The organism is Spirosoma agri (assembly GCF_010747415.1).
In the GTDB taxonomy this organism is placed as follows: domain Bacteria; phylum Bacteroidota; class Bacteroidia; order Cytophagales; family Spirosomataceae; genus Spirosoma; species Spirosoma agri.
The window spans coordinates 1,668,379-1,686,216 of record NZ_JAAGNZ010000002.1 but is presented as its reverse complement, the minus strand read 5'-3'; the positions used below and the strand labels follow the sequence as shown (position 1 = coordinate 1,686,216).

Here is a 17,838-nt window from a genome sequence, read left to right as displayed (position 1 = left end):
TGTTTGTTTTAGCAGTCATGGTGATCATTGCTGGTTGAACGGGTATGCACGTCCTGATCGACAAGACAAAGTAAAGCAATCGCCATTAAAACTGGCTTATTACTTAAGTAATTATAACCATTTTTTAACCTCTATAAAAATACGATTAAAATGATATAATCACCAGTACGTCCGAAAGTTCAATAACTTTACTGGCGCTACTTAAAACTGAATCAGCGGATAAACGACTAGTTATATAAACAACTAACAATCTCAACAGCAACAATATAGTACTCAAAACAAGCAATGCATCTTTTCAAGGCCTTTCTTATCCCCTGCCAAACTAGCTACTGATTAATTTGTACTTTACCCCTATCTTGTTACTACTATTATAGCCTAAATTAACAGGCAGTATACGGTGAGAAATAACCATTAAATCGAAACGTGTTTCGAACTGCTGATTTCGGCAAACAGATGGACTTCCTAACTGAAGGAAGCTACCACGTTTATGCGGCAAGCCGAGCCTCAACAGTAAAAAGCTATCTATTTTACTGACCGAAATCGATCGGGCTCGGGACCCCTATAACCGCAGTATTATACCGGTTGGACACAGTTGTAAGGTCGCAGTTGAACCGGCGCTAAACTAGCTTGTTCATGAATGGTAAACTCCATTTTCGCTCGTTTACGGACCCAAACAATATTTTATCCGATTAGCCAATTGAAGCCTGATCGCTCGAAAGCCTAACTTACGATCGAGTCATCCAATGATACCGGTTCGATAGCAAGTCGTACCATTACACCCAGCTCATTCCAGTACAGTGCGATCAAGCCATCGGGCCGCTCAGCCAGCAGCGTAAACCCATTGGAATCAGCATAGTGCCGACGGGCGGCCAGCATGTCCCGTTCAGCATCATCGACCAGTAGCGTTCGTTTTACGCCGAAAGGCATGTTTGTGGGCCAACTTTGAGAACTTATCTGACTCTTCATAATAATTGCTTATTGGTTGAGAAAGTAGACCCTAAAGGCACTGGTTGAGTTGGAAAGGGTCAGCAAATTGATTGCCTTCTGTTAACATTCAACAGTCCTCCTGCCCTTGAATGTGTCGTGTGGCCACTGTTCTGCCCTACAAGTCGGCAGTTGACCCTTATTGGTGGGGAACGAGTGCTTCCAATCGGACTATGCACTCACGCTGGCGTCGACGTTTTCGACAAGCTGAATTACGAACGCCCTACATCAGATAAGGTCTCAAGGTACTGATTTTACTCAGTCTACCACAATATATTCCACGAGTGGACGAAAGAACACAGATACGGGTTTAAGCTGATGGGCGATTCAGTGCGCTAAATACCACGTTAGAAGCCTAGTGGCTATATTTGCAGACTACCGTATCAATTCCATCGGCTGCAATGCGTCTGCTCTACGTCCTGATTTTCGCTTTGGTTGTTCTGGTCTTTTATCTGAGCTGGATTCCTAATCCGAGATTAAACGATGTCTGGTTCATTCCCGGCTGGTTGGCGCGCTGGACAGATACGCCCGCTAATGAGGATATCCGAACGGCTGTTCCTTTTGTATTTTTAGGGCTGTGCACAGGTGTTTTATTGCCTACCCCCGGCCGATCGTACTACCGCTGGTTCATCGCGTGGCTGCTTCTCGTAGGTGTTGTTGCACTGGCCGAAGCGGGTCAGTTGTTACTTCCGCGCCGGGCGTTCCGATTGGCTGACATTGCCTGGGGTGCTGTTGGCGCGCTCGTCGGTATGCTCGCGGCTTTTGCGCTGATCAGCCTCAAAAACCGGTTCAAGGCTTAATCTTTACACTAAAAAAGGCATCCAGCGAACGAAAAGTCGCTGGATGCCTTGCTTTTGCTCGACTTATCTAGCGGAATCGCTGAATACTGAAGTCCCGCGCATTACCAACTTCACCAATGCGGGCGTTGAGCGTATAGATCTGGTTATTGACGGCCACACTCGTTGTGGCACCGGTATATACATCGGCGTCGTATTTGACAATAGTAGCCGTTTGCCAATTGTCCGTACTGCGCACTTGAGCCACCCGATTACCACCAGTCACAACGTATAGGTCATTGTTGAGAAATGTCAGACCATCACCGGGTAGCGCCCCCGTACCACCGACTTCCGTAATGGCATTACCATTCTGTAAATCCACTTTGTATAACTTCCCCTGTCCCGTGTTTGCCACGATGAGATAACCGTTCGGGTGGTAAGCAATGCCATTTAGGCCGAACGTCGGGCTGGCGAACCGCACATCATCGCGCACCAGAACGCTGGCAGTCCCACTTGCGGTAACTTTGTAGATCACGGGCGAAAACGAATCCGTCACGTAGGCCGTACCATCCGGCGCAATCGTCACGTCATTCGCGAAGTTCGGTTCGGCAGCCGGGATCAACGCAGCCAGATCGGTCCGGCGTTCCAGCTGGCGAGTGCTCAAATTGAAAACCAGCAACTCTGCCGTTTGACGCGTGGTGGCAGTGGTACTCTTGACCGAGCGACCCTGATCACTGTTGCAGACAAACACGCGACCATCGGCGACTTTCATACCGATACCGGCAATGAATCCGGGAGCGGTCAGCAAATCTTCGTAACGCCCATCAGTATCGACCGTACCCACTTTACCCAGCGGAATCGACGTGACCAAAAATTTTGCCAGTTGCGACGAGTAAGCAATACCTTCCGGATATTGACGGTCGGCAACAAAATTAATCCGCTCCGGGAAAGGTGCATTTGGACTGTTGCGATGATCTTCGCAGGCGGTTAACCACACAGCGGGCAGCACAAGCAGTGCACAAGACATAGACGATACGTTCATAACAAAAATTTTTACTTGGTTAGTTAACTGATTAGCTGTCAATAGATCATTATCGACATTACTATAGGAAGTATCGTTTACGCAATTTGTTCAGTCCTCCGACCGGATTGGCTATATTCTTATTTACCGACGGCTAAACTCGCTGCTTATGGACGCTACGATCAACATAAACTATCCGTTACAGCGCTGATCAATTTGTGCGCGTGAACCCGCTCGCACTGCCATTTACTCAGTTCACCGGATAAGAAAAGGATTTTCGGACCCGTATGTCGTTAACGATGAAAACGCCTGTAGCCGAACCAGGAATTGCCGTCATCACTGGCCGTTTTTACCGGCCTGAATGAGTCTCATTTAACGGAGCAAATCAATGAACCAGCACCAGACAAACCGCCATTGGTGGCAGGAAGGAATCATTTACCAAATATATCCCCGATCTTTTCAGGACAGTAACAACGATGGCATTGGCGATATACAGGGCATTTTACAACGGCTCGATTACCTGAACGATCTTGGCATTTCGGCCATATGGCTTTCGCCCATCTACCCGTCGCCCATGGCCGACTTCGGCTACGATATTGCTGACTATCAGAATATTGACCCGCTATTTGGCACACTGAACGACTTCGATACGTTGGTAGCAGCTGTCCATTCACGCGGTCTAAAGCTGATCCTGGATTTTGTCCCAAATCACACCTCCGATCAGCACCCCTGGTTTCTGGAATCCCGCTCCTCACGCGACAACCCCAAGCGCGACTGGTATCTGTGGCAGGACAAACGGTCCGATGAATCGGTGCCCAATAACTGGCTCAGCGCGTTTGGCGGCAGCGCGTGGGAATGGGACGAACTCACCCAGCAGTACTACTACCATGCTTTTCTGAAAGAACAACCCGACCTGAACTGGCGAAACCCGGATGTGCAGAAAGCCATGCTCAATGTCATGCGCTTCTGGCTGGACAAAGGCGTCGATGGTTTTCGGGTGGATGTCATGTGGCACCTGATCAAGGACATACAACTGCGCGATAACCCGGTCAATCCTGATTATCAGCCGCACATGGCCACCTACGATCAGCTTCTCCCCTTGTACTCTACCGACCAGCCGGAGGTTCACGATCTGGTCAGGCAGATGCGGCAGGTTCTGGATAGCTATCCGGATCGGATGATGGTCGGCGAGATTTATTTACCCATTCAGCAGCTGGTTACCTACTATGGTATCGACGGCAACGAAGCTCATTTGCCGTTCAACTTTCAGCTGCTGCTGCTGCCGTGGGAGGCCCGTCCGATTGCTACAGCCATCGATCAGTACGAAACTGCCTTACCGGCTGGAGGCTGGCCAAACTGGGTACTTGGCAACCACGATCAGCCACGAATTACGAGTCGGGTTGGTAAAGAGCAGGCGTGGGTGGCGGCTATGCTGCTGCTGACCCTTCGCGGTACACCTACCCTCTACTACGGAGATGAAATTGGCATGCGGGATGTTCCGATTCCGTTCGACGAAGTGCAGGACCCACAGGGCCTGAACATGCCGGATAAGAACCTGAGCCGGGACCCCGAGCGCACGCCGATGCAGTGGAACGAAAATCTGAATGCAGGCTTCACGGAAGGAAAGCCGTGGCTCCGACTGGCGAGAGACGTTGTGCGCGAGAACGTCCGGCACCAGCAGGAAGATACTTATTCCATGCTGTCGTTTTACAAGCGCCTGATCAAATTGCGGCAACAGGAACCTTCACTCATGGTTGGTGACTACATACCCGTTCATGCCGATACGCAGCTTATTGCCTACATCCGGCAATTCGATACGGATTCGCGTTTCCTGATTGTCTTGAACCTCAGCCATCGTCCCGGTTTTTTCAAGGCGAAGGATAGTTCTCTCAAGGGCGTTGTCGAAATCGCAACAACCCCCGAATGGGAAGGTAATCCAGTTGGCAGCACAATCGGTTTGCGTGGGGACGAAGGGATTCTGGTGCGTTTAGACGATTGAGTACAAGAGCGAGATAGCGGCAAATGACCCCACGCGCAACGGTATCGTTCGGACTATTTAAGAGCCGTGACCCACTCATCACTCCCACACGTCGTGCAGGTGTCGGTTGCCCGGTGAGGATCCGGCTGTGCATTGCCGCACCGATTACACACACGCTGATCGGGCGCTTTTTCCTGCTGACCGACGAAATCAGTATCCCAGATGGGCAGAATTGAAAGCCCCGGTTTAGGCTCGTCTTCCTTGATCAGCGTAAACGCGCCATTAGCCTCTAAATAAAGCCGTTTTACGTATCCCAAATGAACCAATCCACCTGATCTGAGCTGCGCAAAAAGTAATTCACGGCTTATACGGGCGCTTTCCATATTCGCCAGTTGAATGACTGAATTTTCCACAAGAGTGCTTCGGTCCCCCTGCGACAGGGCCTCGAACGATTCACGTTTGGCGGCCCAATAGGACACGATCCGCTGCGTGAATACGACAACAAGCGCAATAATGTAAGCTGGCAGCAAACCCCGGCTGGCATCCAGAATGGGTATCCCGATCGCAGCCGCCAGCGAAACCATCGCGGCCATTTCATTACGACTTAGCTGAGAAGCCATCCGTCTGCCCATCAGACGCATCGCCAGAACCAGCAGCAGATAGATCGCAGCCGCCCGAATAAGAATTTCGACGTAAAAGATTCCCGGCACTTCACCGACGAGAATCCGTTGCCAGTCGTATAAATTGATGTCTTCTTTTTTCATGATTGACTACAAGATCGCGTCTGACCACTGATTGGTCCGGCAAACAGAGCAAGGCCCCGGTTTAGGTTGGGCGGGAACGGTTTTCCCACAATTGGTACAGGCAAGGATTTTTTCGTCGGGATACCCGTGGATCGATTGAATTTCAGCATCGGAGGGCGGTAAGACGGACAAGCCAGGTTTGCCTTTTTCGTCCTCGTAGATACTGAACATCCCGTACGCTTCCAGGTACAGGCGCTTCACGTTGCCCAGGTTATAGACATTCTTACTGCGCAAGGCCGCGTAGATCTGCTGGTGCGACAATCGGTTTTTGGCCATTGCCTCCAACTGGATAATGCCGTCTTTGACGACAACCGTTTCCGTTCCCTGAATTAATTTCTCGACGTTAGTGCTTTTGAATCCAAGCCAGTTGGTGCCCCGTAGAAACACGAGCGCACAGAGTAAGGCCAGCATTCCCGACAGCAGACCACGGTCTGGTATCTGCATAGCCGGAGAGATCAGGGCTCCCATTGTCAGCATAACGGCCAGCTCCAGATTAGTAAGCTGCCCGTTCATTCGTTTACCGAGCAACCGCATCACAACCAGAAGAGCCAGATAAATCAGGAGCGTACGGACAAACACCTCTACCAAAAATCCGACGGGAGCATCACCGATCAAAATCCGTTGCCAATCCTCTAAATGGATTTCTTCCTTTTTCATGCTTGCCTAACTTTTCGTTACCCCGAATTGATTACTCATACCGAAAAAATCTAACTGTATCCCTGATGGATGGTAAATACTGACGAGGGAAAGGCCCGGCAATGAAGAAAAGGATGCGAATGCCAACAGGAGGCTCCCCAAACGTGTTGGATTTGACAGGTAGTTATCCGCTCAACTCATAGTCATGAAACCACTTATTCTTATGCTGTGCCTTGGCCTCCTTGCGTCCTGCCAGCAGAATACGTCCGAAACTGAATCAGAAAAAGTACCGCCCGCTCCCACGCCAACTGATTTTATGAACGAGTTATGGTACAAAAATACCCTCATCTATAGCGTTGATGTTGAGGTGTTCCAGGATTCTGACGGCAACGGAATTGGTGACTTCACGGGTCTCACCCAACGGCTGGATTATCTGAAGCAGTTAGGCGTTGGTACGATTTGGCTGGCTCCGTTTCAGCCTACCCCGAACAGGGACGACGGGTATGACATCGCTGATTTTTACGGCGTTGACCCGAATCTGGGCACACCGCAGGATTTCGACAAATTTATTCGTCAGGCCAATCAGCAGGGCATTCGTGTCATGATGGATCTGGTCACCAATCACACGTCCGATCAGCATCCGTGGTTCAGGCAGGCCAGACAACGTACCGATTCACCCTATCGTTCGTGGTACGTCTGGGCCAAAGAAAGGCCGGAGAAATGGAACAAGGGCATGGTATTTCCGGGTGTTCAACAGGCGATCTGGACATTCGACAAGCAGGCTGGCGAGTACTATTATCACCGTTTCTATGACTTTCAGCCCGACCTGAATATGCAGAATCCGGCTGTGCAGCGGGAAATGCGCAAAATTGTCCGCTACTGGCTGGACAAAGGCGTTGCCGGCTTCCGCGTCGATGCCGTTCCTTTCCTGATCGAGATAGCGGATGCTAACTTCGACCCGGAAAAACCAAGCCATCAGTTCGACATCATTACGCAGCTGCACCAGTATATTCAATGGCATAAGCGCGATGCCATTCTGCTGGGCGAAGCCAACGTTGATCCGAAAGAACAGGAACCTTATTTTGGTAAGGACGGCCAGAACATGCAGATGATGTTCAACTTTTTTGCCAACCAGCACCTCTTCTACGCGCTCGCAACGGCGGAGACTGCGTCGTTGAAGAAAGCGCTGAACGAAACCAAAGCCATTCCGCCAACGGCCCAGTGGGCCCAGTTCCTGAGAAACCACGACGAAATTGATTTAGGACGACTCAGCGATTCCGAACGGAGCAAGGTATACGCCAAATTCGGCCCTGACACGACCATGCAACTCTACGACCGGGGTATTCGTCGCCGACTGGCTCCTATGTTGGGTGATCCCCGTTTGATTGAGTTAGCGTATAGCCTGCTGTTTTCGCTGCCCAGCATGCCGGTCATTCGCTACGGCGAAGAAATTGGCATGGGTGATGACCTTACGTTGCAGGAACGTCTGTCAGTTCGGACACCCATGCAGTGGTCGACCAGTACAAACGCCGGTTTTTCGACGGGGACGAAGATGGTACGTCCGGTGATCAGTCAGGGACCATACGGGTATTCGAAGGTCAATGTGGCTACCCAGCGTTCAGACTCCGCTTCACTCCTGAATCGAGTGTCCCGATTTGCCCGTTTGCGCAAACAATGCCCCGAAATAGGTTTGGGTGCCTGGAAAGTACTTGATACAAAATCGGACCATGTACTGGCTATCCAATACAACTGGCAGGGTCGTACCTTAGTCATAGTCCACAACTTTAGCCCCGAGCCGCAACAGTGCGCCATCAATGCGACCACTAAAGGTCAACGCAAGCTGGTCAATCTGCTCGATAACCAGTCGAGTGCAGTCGGCGCCACTGGTATCTACACCGCTCAGCTACCGGCCTATGGTTATACGTGGTATCGGCTGTCCAGTTAAAAAGATCCTGTTATCAACTACCGGGCGCTGAATGATCTACTACGCGTTAACACCAGACTTTCGGCTGGACGTTGCATCGTGACTGCTTCTTCAAATGCCTGGAGACACTGATCAATGCGAGCGCCAAGTACTTTTTCTGTCGTAACGAACACGTTGATTGATCAGTCAAGAAACCCAGGCGGGCAGGCAACCGCGAGTGAAGTGAAGCCGACCCTTCCTGTTTGGGGCCACCCGGAACAAAAAATAGTAACCGAAGTAAATCAGAATGAATGTACTAACCCGCAATCGAAAAGGGACATCCCGTACGCGGAAACGAAAAAGACGTTCTACGAAGCGACAGTATAACGGAAGTCTATTTAGCCGAAGCCTTATCAACCGTTGTTTCCGTTTAGTCAGACGCTTGCTGCGCATTATCGGCAGCTACCTGATTTATACAACCTGAACCGTCAGCAGATCGTGACAGCGGCTTGCTTGTATGGCACCAACTGCTACAAATCGGCTTCAGCGCAACGTCCGACCCGCTATTTTATGCTCAACTGATTGCCTTACAACCCGACTCCAGCGTCATCGATGCGCAGTGGTGTAGCGAATTAAAACCCGATTCTCCAGACCAATTACACGACGGCATCACACGTTCGTACCCCCGGGCGATGGTCGCCACAACCAGTCTGTTTTCGTGCAACTACCGAATTCATGGGTCGATTTGCCTTACCTGAACCGTTAAGTTACAGACTGCGTAACAATCATCGGAACGACACAACGTTCTCTATAAGACAGCGTATATACGGACGCGTGAATTGCTGAACGGAACGTTACCCGCAGAAGGGTATATTTCTTGATTGACTTGCATTAACTAGCTGTCAGATAGCTTAGTTACAGATTGTCAGCCCGACCGATCAGCCAGATTCGTACGGTTGATTTGTCAGGCGATCGAGCGATCAGTGTGAACTATACAGGATTCGCCAGCTGTTGCTAAATTCCGTCCACTGGTAAGGGTATGTCGAAGTAATAATTTCTACTTCTATCCAGCATGGTATATACTGAATTTATTATTATCTACCTTTGTGTTATAAACATAAGCAAACCACTATGCCTACAGGCAATCTACCTACTCAACCCGCTTTTACGATTACCGCACAGGCAGCCAGTAACAAACAGGGTATTATTAACGTGCCCGCCAGTGTTGATTCGTACTTTGGTGAACATGGTAAAATTGTCGTAATAACCCTACCCGACGATCAGCGTATCCATTGCACCATCGAGCGCAGAAATACGGCCAAAAGTGGAGCGCGGTTATCGCACCCCTTACTCAAGGAGTACTTCGGTAATAAGTCCCAGCGAGGATGGGAGTATCGGGCCAAAATTGTTGGTACCAACGCAATCAGCATACGACCCATTGAACCGGCTACGGAACCTGTGGATGAATTGGTTGGTGACCCCGCTGATGAGTCGATCACCAAGTCCATCGATGAGTCCGTGGCTGAACCGACTAATGAGTCTGTGGCTGAACCTGCTGACGAATCGGTCGTTGAACCCGTTGACGGATCTCAAAAGTAGTCATTGACAGGATTTATAGCCCAATTCCTGCACAACGCATCGCCCGTTCAGCCAAAGTACGTTCAGTAGTGAGCCTGATCAAAGCGTAACTGTTGTCAGACTTTGCGGCTGAGTTTACCATCGAAATCAATTTGTAAAAGTCAGTAGCGGCTGATCTATCTGTATAATCGATCGATCAGCCGCTACTGACTTTTATGGCTATTATGGTTCACAATCCGGACCATTCACTGCCCCATTTAAGCGGTTCGGATCGACCCGACGAACTGTCAATTTTTACTCGCTCGGTATAGTAACCCACCCGAAGTAGCTCCACGTTTCCCCGTGAGTCGCCTTACGATATCTGCTTACAAGTTGTTTTGGGCTAAAACAGGTACTTTCTTTAGCGACTTCATTTTTGGACGAGAATCGTAAACAAGCCGGGAAGGCTCTGTTAGCTCAATTACCTGATAGGTCCCAACCTGATGCTTTTTCTTTACGGAGCCTGTAGATAAGAGATTTTGTGTGTAGCCCAAATTAGAAATTATACACGAATACGAGTCCGTTAACCGGTTGTAATCAAGCTGGTTAAGTACAGCAGGGAAATAGACATAGTTGATGGTGACAGGCTGGTTAAGCGCATTTTTCGTCAATGTCCATAATGGGTAAACAAGATCTGGCCCTTCGATCATGATTCCAATGGATGTATGATTTCCTTTTTTCAGAATCGCCACGATTTGATCCCATTCCGATTTTTTCGATTCAGTCAGTACGAAGAAGAAGTCCTGCCGTTTTTTTACAGTCCATATGCTGGGCTCACTGGGCGGTAGATAGCCTATTTCTTCGAGCAGTGCGTATGCAGGATGTTCGTTTAGCTTACAATCATACCAGTCGGGGTCAACAGGATTGGGTTTATAGCCAATTTCAGCCAGCTTTTGCGTCAGCCTTTCTCTGGACAGATACGACGGAAAACTGGCCGAACTAACCGACGCCGGCGAATAACCGACAATCTGTTTAACCAGCGATCGAACAGGAATTATATTTTTTCCATTGTTGCTGTAAATGTAGGGCAGTGCCGTAACCAGCAACACTACACTAAGGAAACTTATCCAGCGTGAATGATTTGTCAGTTGACTGGCTACTACCTGTGCAGTGAAGGGAGCCGCTAACAGAAAGAGTGGTAGTTGTGTCCGGGAGTGAAAGTATTGCCATTTGAAACCAGCCGAGTACATCAATAAACCGCCTACAAGGCAAAGTCCGTATGTACGAATCACGCGGTCTGTAGGACGTACGCAAACGATTATCCCGGATACGATGGCCAGGAGCAGATGAAGGCAGTTCGTCGATGTATCCTCATTGATTGTGAACGTGAGTTTGTAGTCTCCCATCGTCGTTGCCGGATCGCTTATATTAATGCCTAGGTAGCGATGGAAGGAATACATCCCAGACAGTAGCGCATCGTTGTAATTCTGGCTGGGCAAGGCCAGATGCATAACCAGATTTTTGCTTAGACTGGACAGTAAACTTTGCCCGGTTAAGCGCTCATTACTGTAGCTATCCAGAAATAGCGGAGAGTCAGAAGAAGGGCTCAAAATAGAGCCTAATACCTGGTAGTTTCGGTACCAGAAGGGGCCATATATAGCGAGTAAAACGAGTAAACACACGACTGCTAAGTTGACTCCTGCCCACCACCCATAGCGATAGATGTATTCAATACCAAACCAGGCAACAAAAGGAAAAGCAATCAGGAAAAAGGAATATTTGGTGAAGCCCCCGAGAGCGATTGCCAAGGCTAAATAGCCTATATAGGCTTTCTGATGAGGACCACGTCTGATTAAACGAATACCCAGATAAATAGCGGATAAGGTAAAATAGCCGGTCAAATAGTCATTCTGTGTCGTCGTACTTTGCAAAATACCCATCGGCAATGTAAGCACGAGTACTGCTGTTAGCCATTGTCCACGCGTTGTAGCTCCTAACTCTTGTGCAATCAGTGATGCGGCCAGTAATGAGCTTAGCATAGCCAAACACTGGATGGAATTCATAAAATAGTCTGAACCGCTCAGTAATTGACTATGCAGAATAGTGTACTCCGACAAGACATTGTAGTAATTCTGAACAGTGAAGTTCGTCGGATAATAGGAGACATTTTTGTTCTGAATCCAATGCTGTATTCGCACAAGATGATAACTAAGTCCATCCTGATTATTGGGCATACAGTAGAGGGCAAGAACTATAAGGGGCAACACCCATGTGACAACAATTAGTAAAAAGCCAGGAGGTAACTGCTTATAGCGGAGAGAAATGCTGGATGGAAACGTAAATTTTCTTTTTCTATACAGTGCAGTGGCGAGTACGCTCACTAATAACGCCCAGCTTACACACACCGCACTACTGGTGAGCGAGTGACTGACAGACAATAATTCTGTTGACAGTGCCGTGTATAAAACAAGCAAGAGTGTTGCCTGTAGATAACTTATACGCCAGTCAATTTCACGGTTCCGTAGAAGACAGAACAGGCAGTACAAGCCAATCATGGGTAATAGTATACACATAAAAAGAGCAGATTATACCTTGATGAATAACGATTATGGGGAATCGAAACCCTTCAGCAAGGTATAATCTGCTCTTTGGTCGTGCTTTTCAATTTGGGACAACTTATTGTCAGTTTGAGACATTATAAAACTTTAACTGGTAAAACAGCTCTGTTTTAAATCAATAAGTTGTCGATTGGCAATCTGTATATATTCCACAGTAGTATAATGGTAAAAAACCTATTGTGGAAAGTCTAGCCCACAGCTTCAGAAGGGACACATCAGCATGATGTATGCGCGGATGTGGACGGAACGCTTTTTGACGGGAACGGGTAAAAACACAAAACCCGCTTTATGGGCGGGTTTTGTGGAGCTGTATACTCTGTTAGTGACCGATACGGGAATCGAACCCGTGTTACCGCCGTGAAAGGGCGATGTCCTAACCGCTAGACGAATCGGCCATCTTGTGTCCAAGACCCAACGTTTTTGCGTTACCGCTGCTTCGTTGTCGAATCGTGGTGCAAAGGTAAAGCGATGTTTTAATAATGCAATACCTATCGCCAAAATTTTTTCAAAAAAAGCGTTCCTCCGCGATTTACTGCTATTTTTGAGGACGTTAGCTTTTTTATTTTTTTCAACCTGATTCATGAAACACCTTTTGCTGCTGGCGGGCCTTCTGGTCGCGTCGCTGTCAGCGTCATCGCAAACGACCAGCCCGGCCTCCTCCCGGCTGGATTCACCCGCTCAATTTCTCGGCTACAAGATCGGTGAACGGTTTACACCGCACTACCGGGTCCTGGCTTACGCTGAACAAGTTGCCCGACAAATGCCCACCCGCGTTAAACTCCTCCCCTACGGCACAACGCACGAGGGACGCCAGTTGATGGCGGTGGCCGTTGCTTCGGAAGCGAATCTGGCCCGGCTCGAGGAGATTCGGACGAACAACCTGAAACGCATCGGTATGGTCGATGGCCAGCCCTCAAACGCGACTCAGCCCCCGATTGCGTGGCTCAGCTACAACGTTCACGGCAATGAGGCTGTCAGCTCAGAAGCGTTTATGGAGGTGTTGTATCGCCTGTTGAACACATCCGATCCGGTCTCACAGAAAATTATGAATACGTCGGTTGTCATTCTCGATCCCGGCCTGAATCCTGATGGGCACGACCGGTACGTGAACTGGTACAATCAGATGATGGGCCAGAATCCGGACCCTACGCCGTTTGCCCGCGAACACAACGAACCCTGGCCGGGCGGTCGCTATACGCACTACCTGTTCGATCCAAACCGCGACTGGGCCTGGCAAACGCAGGAAATTACGCAGCAGCGCATGGCGCTCTATCAGCAATGGATGCCGCACCTACACGGTGACTTCCACGAAATGGGCGTTGAAAGTCCGTATTATTTTGCGCCATCGGCTAAGCCGTATCACGAAGACATTACGCCATTTCAGCGGCAGTTCCAGCAAACGATCGGTCAGTATTGCAGTCGTTATTTCGATAAAAATGGCTGGCTGTATTACACACGTGAACGCTTCGACCTGTTTTACCCAAGCTACGGGGATACCTATCCAACCTATAATGGGGCCATCGGCATGACCTACGAGCAGGGTGGCAACACCCGCGCGGGACTCGCTATCGAGAAACGAGACGGGGATACGCTGACCCTTCGCCAACGCATCGACCACCATTATGTGGCCAGCATTGCCACGCTCGAATCCGTGGCCGACCGTCCGGCGGAAGTCGTGAAAGAGTTTGGTCAGTTTTTCGACAAGTCGCGCAACTCGCCCGTCGGCCCATACAAAAGCTATGTCGTCAAATCGAATGGCGACGCTGGACGACTAAAGGCGCTTCAGCAACTACTGGATCGCAACAAGATTACGTATGGCTATGCCGGAAAGGGGCAAACGCTGACCGGATTCAACTATACGAGTCAGAAAAACGAAAAAAGTGTATCAGTCGCTGCCGAAGACATGGTCATCAGCGCGTATCAGCCGAAATCGACGCTGCTCAAAATTCTGTTCGAGCCAAATTCGGCACTGGAAGATTCGGCGACGTATGACATTACGGCCTGGTCTCTACCCTACGCCTTTGGCCTGCAAACGTATGGCCTAACGACCCGATTAACGCCCACCACCTCGCAGTCGGCAACGACCAGCGCACCCGCGTCTACCACGATTACGAAGCCGTATGCCTATGTGGCCCGGTGGCAGTCGCTGCCAGCCGTACAGTTGCTGGCTGGCCTGCTGAAACAAAAGGTACGGGTCAGGGCCGCCGAAAAACCGTTCGAGTTGGAAAATAAGACCTATCCATCGGGAACCCTGATCGTGACGCGGGCCGGTAACGAGCGGTTCGGGGATCGTTTCGACGCGCTTATTCGGGCCGAAGCCACCAAAGTAGGGGCCGACATAACGCCCGTACAGACCGGTTTCGTCACTAAGGGCTCTGACTTCGGATCTGATTTTGTAACGGGCCTGAAAGCGCCCCGCGTGGCTGTTGTTGTGGGTGAAGGTACTCCTCCTCCGGCAGCGGGTGAAGTCTGGCATTTTTTCGATCAGGAACTCAACTACCCCATCACCCTGCTTGATGGCAATTCGCTGGCAACGGCCGAATGGAATAAACTCGATGTGCTGATCCTGCCAACGAACTACAATTACGCTCGCTTTCTGAATGATAAAGTACTGACTTCGATCAGGGAATGGATTCGGGCCGGGGGTAAGCTCATCGCACTGGAACGGGCTACGTCGTTTCTAGCGGGTAAAGAAGGGTTCGATCTGAAAGAAAAAGAGGATAAGGGCGGCAAGGACAAGCCTAAAGACAAAGGGAATCAGGCCGATTCGCTGAAACTGTACGGCGATCGCGAACGGGCAACAATTTCCGACGAAACACCGGGTAGTATTTACCGCGTTAACATCGACACCACCCACCCGCTGGGCTTTGGTCTGACGGGCGGTTATTATACACTCGTTCAGAACACATTGAATTACGATTTCCTGAAAGACGGCTGGAACGTTGGCTACCTGAAAGCGGACAATTACGTAGCTGGCTTTTCGGGAAAAAATGCGAAAGACAAGCTGAAAAATACACTGCTGATGGGCGTTCAGTCGTATGGCCGGGGCAGCGTAGTTTATCTGGCCGACGACCCACTTTTCCGAGGCTTCTGGTACAACGGCAAACTGCTCTTTGGCAATGCCGTGTTTATGGTTGGTAACTAAACAAATTAATTGAGCCACGAAGAGCATCCATAGGGGTGCTCTTCGTGCTTCGTGGCTTACCTACCTGTTACTTCACGGGAATAGGTTTCTCCAGATCGGCCTTCATGTCTGTAGGCAATTGAAAAACCGCACCGTTCTGATCGCAGAAATAAAGAAACGATGCTGATGGCTGACGGGCATTTCCATCGGCCCAGAAGGCATAAAACCCAGGATGCACATCAACCGGACGCCGGGGGTAAGTTTGATTCCGGACGGTGTTGGCCGTGATAGCTTTCGTCTTTGTCCAGCGTTTTCCCTGATCGCGGCTTTCCAGCAGGACCAGATTACCACCCGTGCCATAGGGTTGCGGACCTGCTTCGGCGGGGCCAATAATTCGCCAGGTATTGCCTTCCACATAAAGCGAACCCATGTCGTAGTTGTGATCTGACTGAACCACGTCATAAATACCCCATTGGCTCCCCGTCCAGTGAGCTACGTGCCAGACAAATGGCCCATTCGCAGGACCAGGTTCGGGCCCTTTACTGGTGATGTAGAGAATGATCGGTCGCCCGGCGCTATCATACGCTACGTCGCTGATGTACGCATTCAAGCCCATACTTTTGTAGTCCTTTACCAAGGCCGGATTGCTAATTTCTGCCAGTGGCAGCTGGACCGATTTACCATTCGCCGAATGCCAGGTTTTGCCAAAATCGTCTGTTTCGACGTAATACACGTTCGTGCGGTAATCCAGGCCAGCACCTACTTTGGTGTTTGGGTGGTAATTGAAAGCGCTACCTATCTTGTTTTTCCAGTATCCACTGGTCTGGTAGTGCCCTTCTTCGATCGTCGCCAGATCGTGCCATGCCGACCAGGTGACTCCATCCGGACTCGTGATGAACGCGATCGTTCGACGGGGTTTGTTGGCTCCGTATACCAGCACATTGCGGTCGTAATGGGTCATCAGGTTGAGGAATCCCCTTCCTTTCTGGTAGTAGGTTTGCAGGTACGAAAAGTTGTCGAACGGAATCCGCTGCCCTTTCTCATCAAGGCGCGTCGCCGGAATCGACTCGAAGGCGCTTATGTCGTACGGTTTACGGCTACGATGGATGAACGAGGGTCGTTCGGTACCATGTGAAGTTGAAAACACCCAGACATAACCCTGCCCGTCGAGTTGAATAACTGGGTTATCGTGGGCGTCGTCAGTCCCTTTTTTCAGCAGAAGCGTAGGTCGGCAAACCAGCCCTGTCTTATGATCGAAGTAGCCAACCATGTGGTACAGCTCACGGGATGTCGAATCTGTTACGCCACCGTAGCAGAAGAACGTTCGGTCGACCGCTGGTGCATAGACCGAAAACGGGTAGTGATTCGCCGGATACGTCCCTAACCCTCCGCTGTATTTGTAGGCATACTCATTTTTGGTTGCCCCGATAAAATACCAGATACCGCGATAGCCAGTGGCCTTTTCATTGAGCGTCTGCGCGTAATCCGTACGTGGTAGAGACAGACACAATACGATCAGGATTATACGTATCATTCGGAAAGATAAAGTAAACCAGTTTTCGTGTTCACAAAGCGGTTTATTGGATCGCTTCTACCCAAATAAAGAGAGCGGTTGCCTACCTTTACGCCGTTTGTATCCTAGTAACTTCTTTTGGTATGCCACGCATCATCGACCTGTCTAAGCCGATTCGTTACAACGCAACTGACCCGTGGTTTATGAAGGTCAAGATCAAGCATAAACCCCACCACAAGGCCAAATGGCTGATCCGGCTGCTGGGGCTCCCCTTCCGCCTGTTTCCCAAAGACTTCATGGGTTGGGCCGACGACACGATCCAATCAATGGGCGTTCATTCGACGACACACCTGGATGCACCCTGGCACTACGCGCCCACGGTGGCTGGACAACCGGCTAAAACGATTGATCAGGTGCCGCTTGACTGGTGCTACGGCGATGGCGTTGTCATCGATATGAGCCATAAAGCGGATTTTGACCCGATCACCGTCGCCGACCTACAAGATGCGCTTCAAAAGGCAGAAACGGTTCTTAAACCGGCGATGATCGTCCTGATCCGCACGGGTCGCGACAAATTGAACGGCACGAAAGAATTCCCGGAAAAGGGAACCGGCATGAGTTCGGAGGCTACCCGCTGGTTGATCGATCAGGGCATTCGGGTGATGGGCATCGATCAATGGGGCTGGGACTTACCGCTTCCTTACATGATCAAACAGGCGAAACAAAGTGGCGACTCCGAACTATTCTGGCAGGCGCATCTGGTTGGCCGGGAGCAGGAATACTGCCACATGGAGCAGCTCGTCAATCTGGATGCCTTACCCGCTTCTGGTTTTAAGGTTTGTGTGTTTCCGCTCAATATCGTTGGGGCCTCGGCCGCTCCTGCCCGCGTGGTAGCCCTATTGGATGAGTAAGTCGAAACGCACTA

13 protein-coding genes and 1 tRNA gene are annotated in these 17,838 nt (G+C 50.1%); 7 read left to right on the top strand and 7 right to left on the bottom strand.

Annotation, left to right across the window (positions count from 1 at the left end; all coding sequences use genetic code 11):
* Positions 1 to 720: 720 nt before the first annotated feature.
* Complete coding sequence (locus tag GK091_RS23560; RefSeq protein WP_164042628.1) at positions 721 to 927, bottom strand: hypothetical protein; 207 nt, start codon at positions 925 to 927, stop codon at positions 721 to 723.
* A 458-nt stretch (positions 928 to 1,385) separates the two neighbouring features.
* On the opposite strand from GK091_RS23560, the gene GK091_RS23555 reads away from it, so the two are divergent.
* Positions 1,386 to 1,784: a VanZ family protein gene (locus tag GK091_RS23555; protein WP_164042626.1), complete on the top strand. Its 399-nt coding sequence runs from the start codon at positions 1,386 to 1,388 to the stop codon at positions 1,782 to 1,784.
* Positions 1,785 to 1,851: 67 nt separating this feature from the next.
* Here GK091_RS23555 and GK091_RS23550 read toward each other — a convergent pair whose 3' ends face one another.
* On the bottom strand, positions 1,852 to 2,802 hold the full coding sequence (locus GK091_RS23550) for an SMP-30/gluconolactonase/LRE family protein (protein WP_164042624.1): 951 nt from the start codon (positions 2,800 to 2,802) through the stop codon (positions 1,852 to 1,854).
* Between the two features lie 367 nt (positions 2,803 to 3,169).
* On the opposite strand from GK091_RS23550, the gene GK091_RS23545 reads away from it, so the two are divergent.
* Positions 3,170 to 4,780, top strand: a complete 1,611-nt coding sequence (locus tag GK091_RS23545) for an alpha-amylase family glycosyl hydrolase (RefSeq protein WP_164042622.1) — start codon at positions 3,170 to 3,172, stop codon at positions 4,778 to 4,780.
* Between the two features lie 53 nt (positions 4,781 to 4,833).
* Here GK091_RS23545 and GK091_RS23540 read toward each other — a convergent pair whose 3' ends face one another.
* Positions 4,834 to 5,523 (bottom strand): DUF421 domain-containing protein, encoded by a 690-nt coding sequence (locus tag GK091_RS23540; protein WP_164042621.1) that lies wholly within the window; start codon positions 5,521 to 5,523, stop codon positions 4,834 to 4,836.
* A gap of 6 nt (positions 5,524 to 5,529) precedes the next feature.
* On the bottom strand, positions 5,530 to 6,219 hold the full coding sequence (locus GK091_RS23535; RefSeq protein ID WP_164042619.1) for a DUF421 domain-containing protein: 690 nt from the start codon (positions 6,217 to 6,219) through the stop codon (positions 5,530 to 5,532).
* A gap of 184 nt (positions 6,220 to 6,403) precedes the next feature.
* Between GK091_RS23535 and GK091_RS23530 the strand changes: the two genes are divergently transcribed.
* The 3 genes from GK091_RS23530 to GK091_RS23520 all read left to right on the top strand — a co-directional run bounded on the left by GK091_RS23530 (position 6,404) and on the right by GK091_RS23520 (position 9,700).
* Positions 6,404 to 8,143 (top strand): alpha-amylase family protein, encoded by a 1,740-nt coding sequence (locus tag GK091_RS23530; RefSeq protein WP_164042617.1) that lies wholly within the window; start codon positions 6,404 to 6,406, stop codon positions 8,141 to 8,143.
* A gap of 378 nt (positions 8,144 to 8,521) precedes the next feature.
* On the top strand, positions 8,522 to 8,683 hold the full coding sequence (locus GK091_RS23525) for a hypothetical protein (RefSeq protein ID WP_164042615.1): 162 nt from the start codon (positions 8,522 to 8,524) through the stop codon (positions 8,681 to 8,683).
* 549 nt (positions 8,684 to 9,232) lie between these two features.
* Positions 9,233 to 9,700, top strand: a complete 468-nt coding sequence (locus GK091_RS23520) for a hypothetical protein (RefSeq protein ID WP_164042612.1) — start codon at positions 9,233 to 9,235, stop codon at positions 9,698 to 9,700.
* A 344-nt stretch (positions 9,701 to 10,044) separates the two neighbouring features.
* Here GK091_RS23520 and GK091_RS23515 read toward each other — a convergent pair whose 3' ends face one another.
* The gene (locus tag GK091_RS23515; protein ID WP_164042610.1) at positions 10,045 to 11,892 is read right to left on the bottom strand and encodes a hypothetical protein; all 1,848 of its coding nucleotides are present in this window, start codon (positions 11,890 to 11,892) and stop codon (positions 10,045 to 10,047) included.
* A gap of 707 nt (positions 11,893 to 12,599) precedes the next feature.
* Positions 12,600 to 12,671 (bottom strand) — tRNA-Glu (locus GK091_RS23510).
* A gap of 185 nt (positions 12,672 to 12,856) precedes the next feature.
* On the opposite strand from GK091_RS23510, the gene GK091_RS23505 reads away from it, so the two are divergent.
* Complete coding sequence (locus tag GK091_RS23505) at positions 12,857 to 15,421, top strand: M14 metallopeptidase family protein (RefSeq protein ID WP_164042609.1); 2,565 nt, start codon at positions 12,857 to 12,859, stop codon at positions 15,419 to 15,421.
* Between the two features lie 67 nt (positions 15,422 to 15,488).
* On the opposite strand, the gene GK091_RS23500 is transcribed toward GK091_RS23505, so the two are convergent.
* Positions 15,489 to 16,934, bottom strand: coding sequence for a BNR-4 repeat-containing protein (locus tag GK091_RS23500; protein WP_164042607.1), 1,446 nt, complete (start codon positions 16,932 to 16,934; stop codon positions 15,489 to 15,491).
* Positions 16,935 to 17,056: 122 nt separating this feature from the next.
* Between GK091_RS23500 and GK091_RS23495 the strand changes: the two genes are divergently transcribed.
* Entirely contained in the window at positions 17,057 to 17,824 is a 768-nt protein-coding gene (locus GK091_RS23495) for a cyclase family protein (protein ID WP_164042605.1), read from the top strand.
* The last annotated feature ends 14 nt before the right edge of the window (positions 17,825 to 17,838 follow it).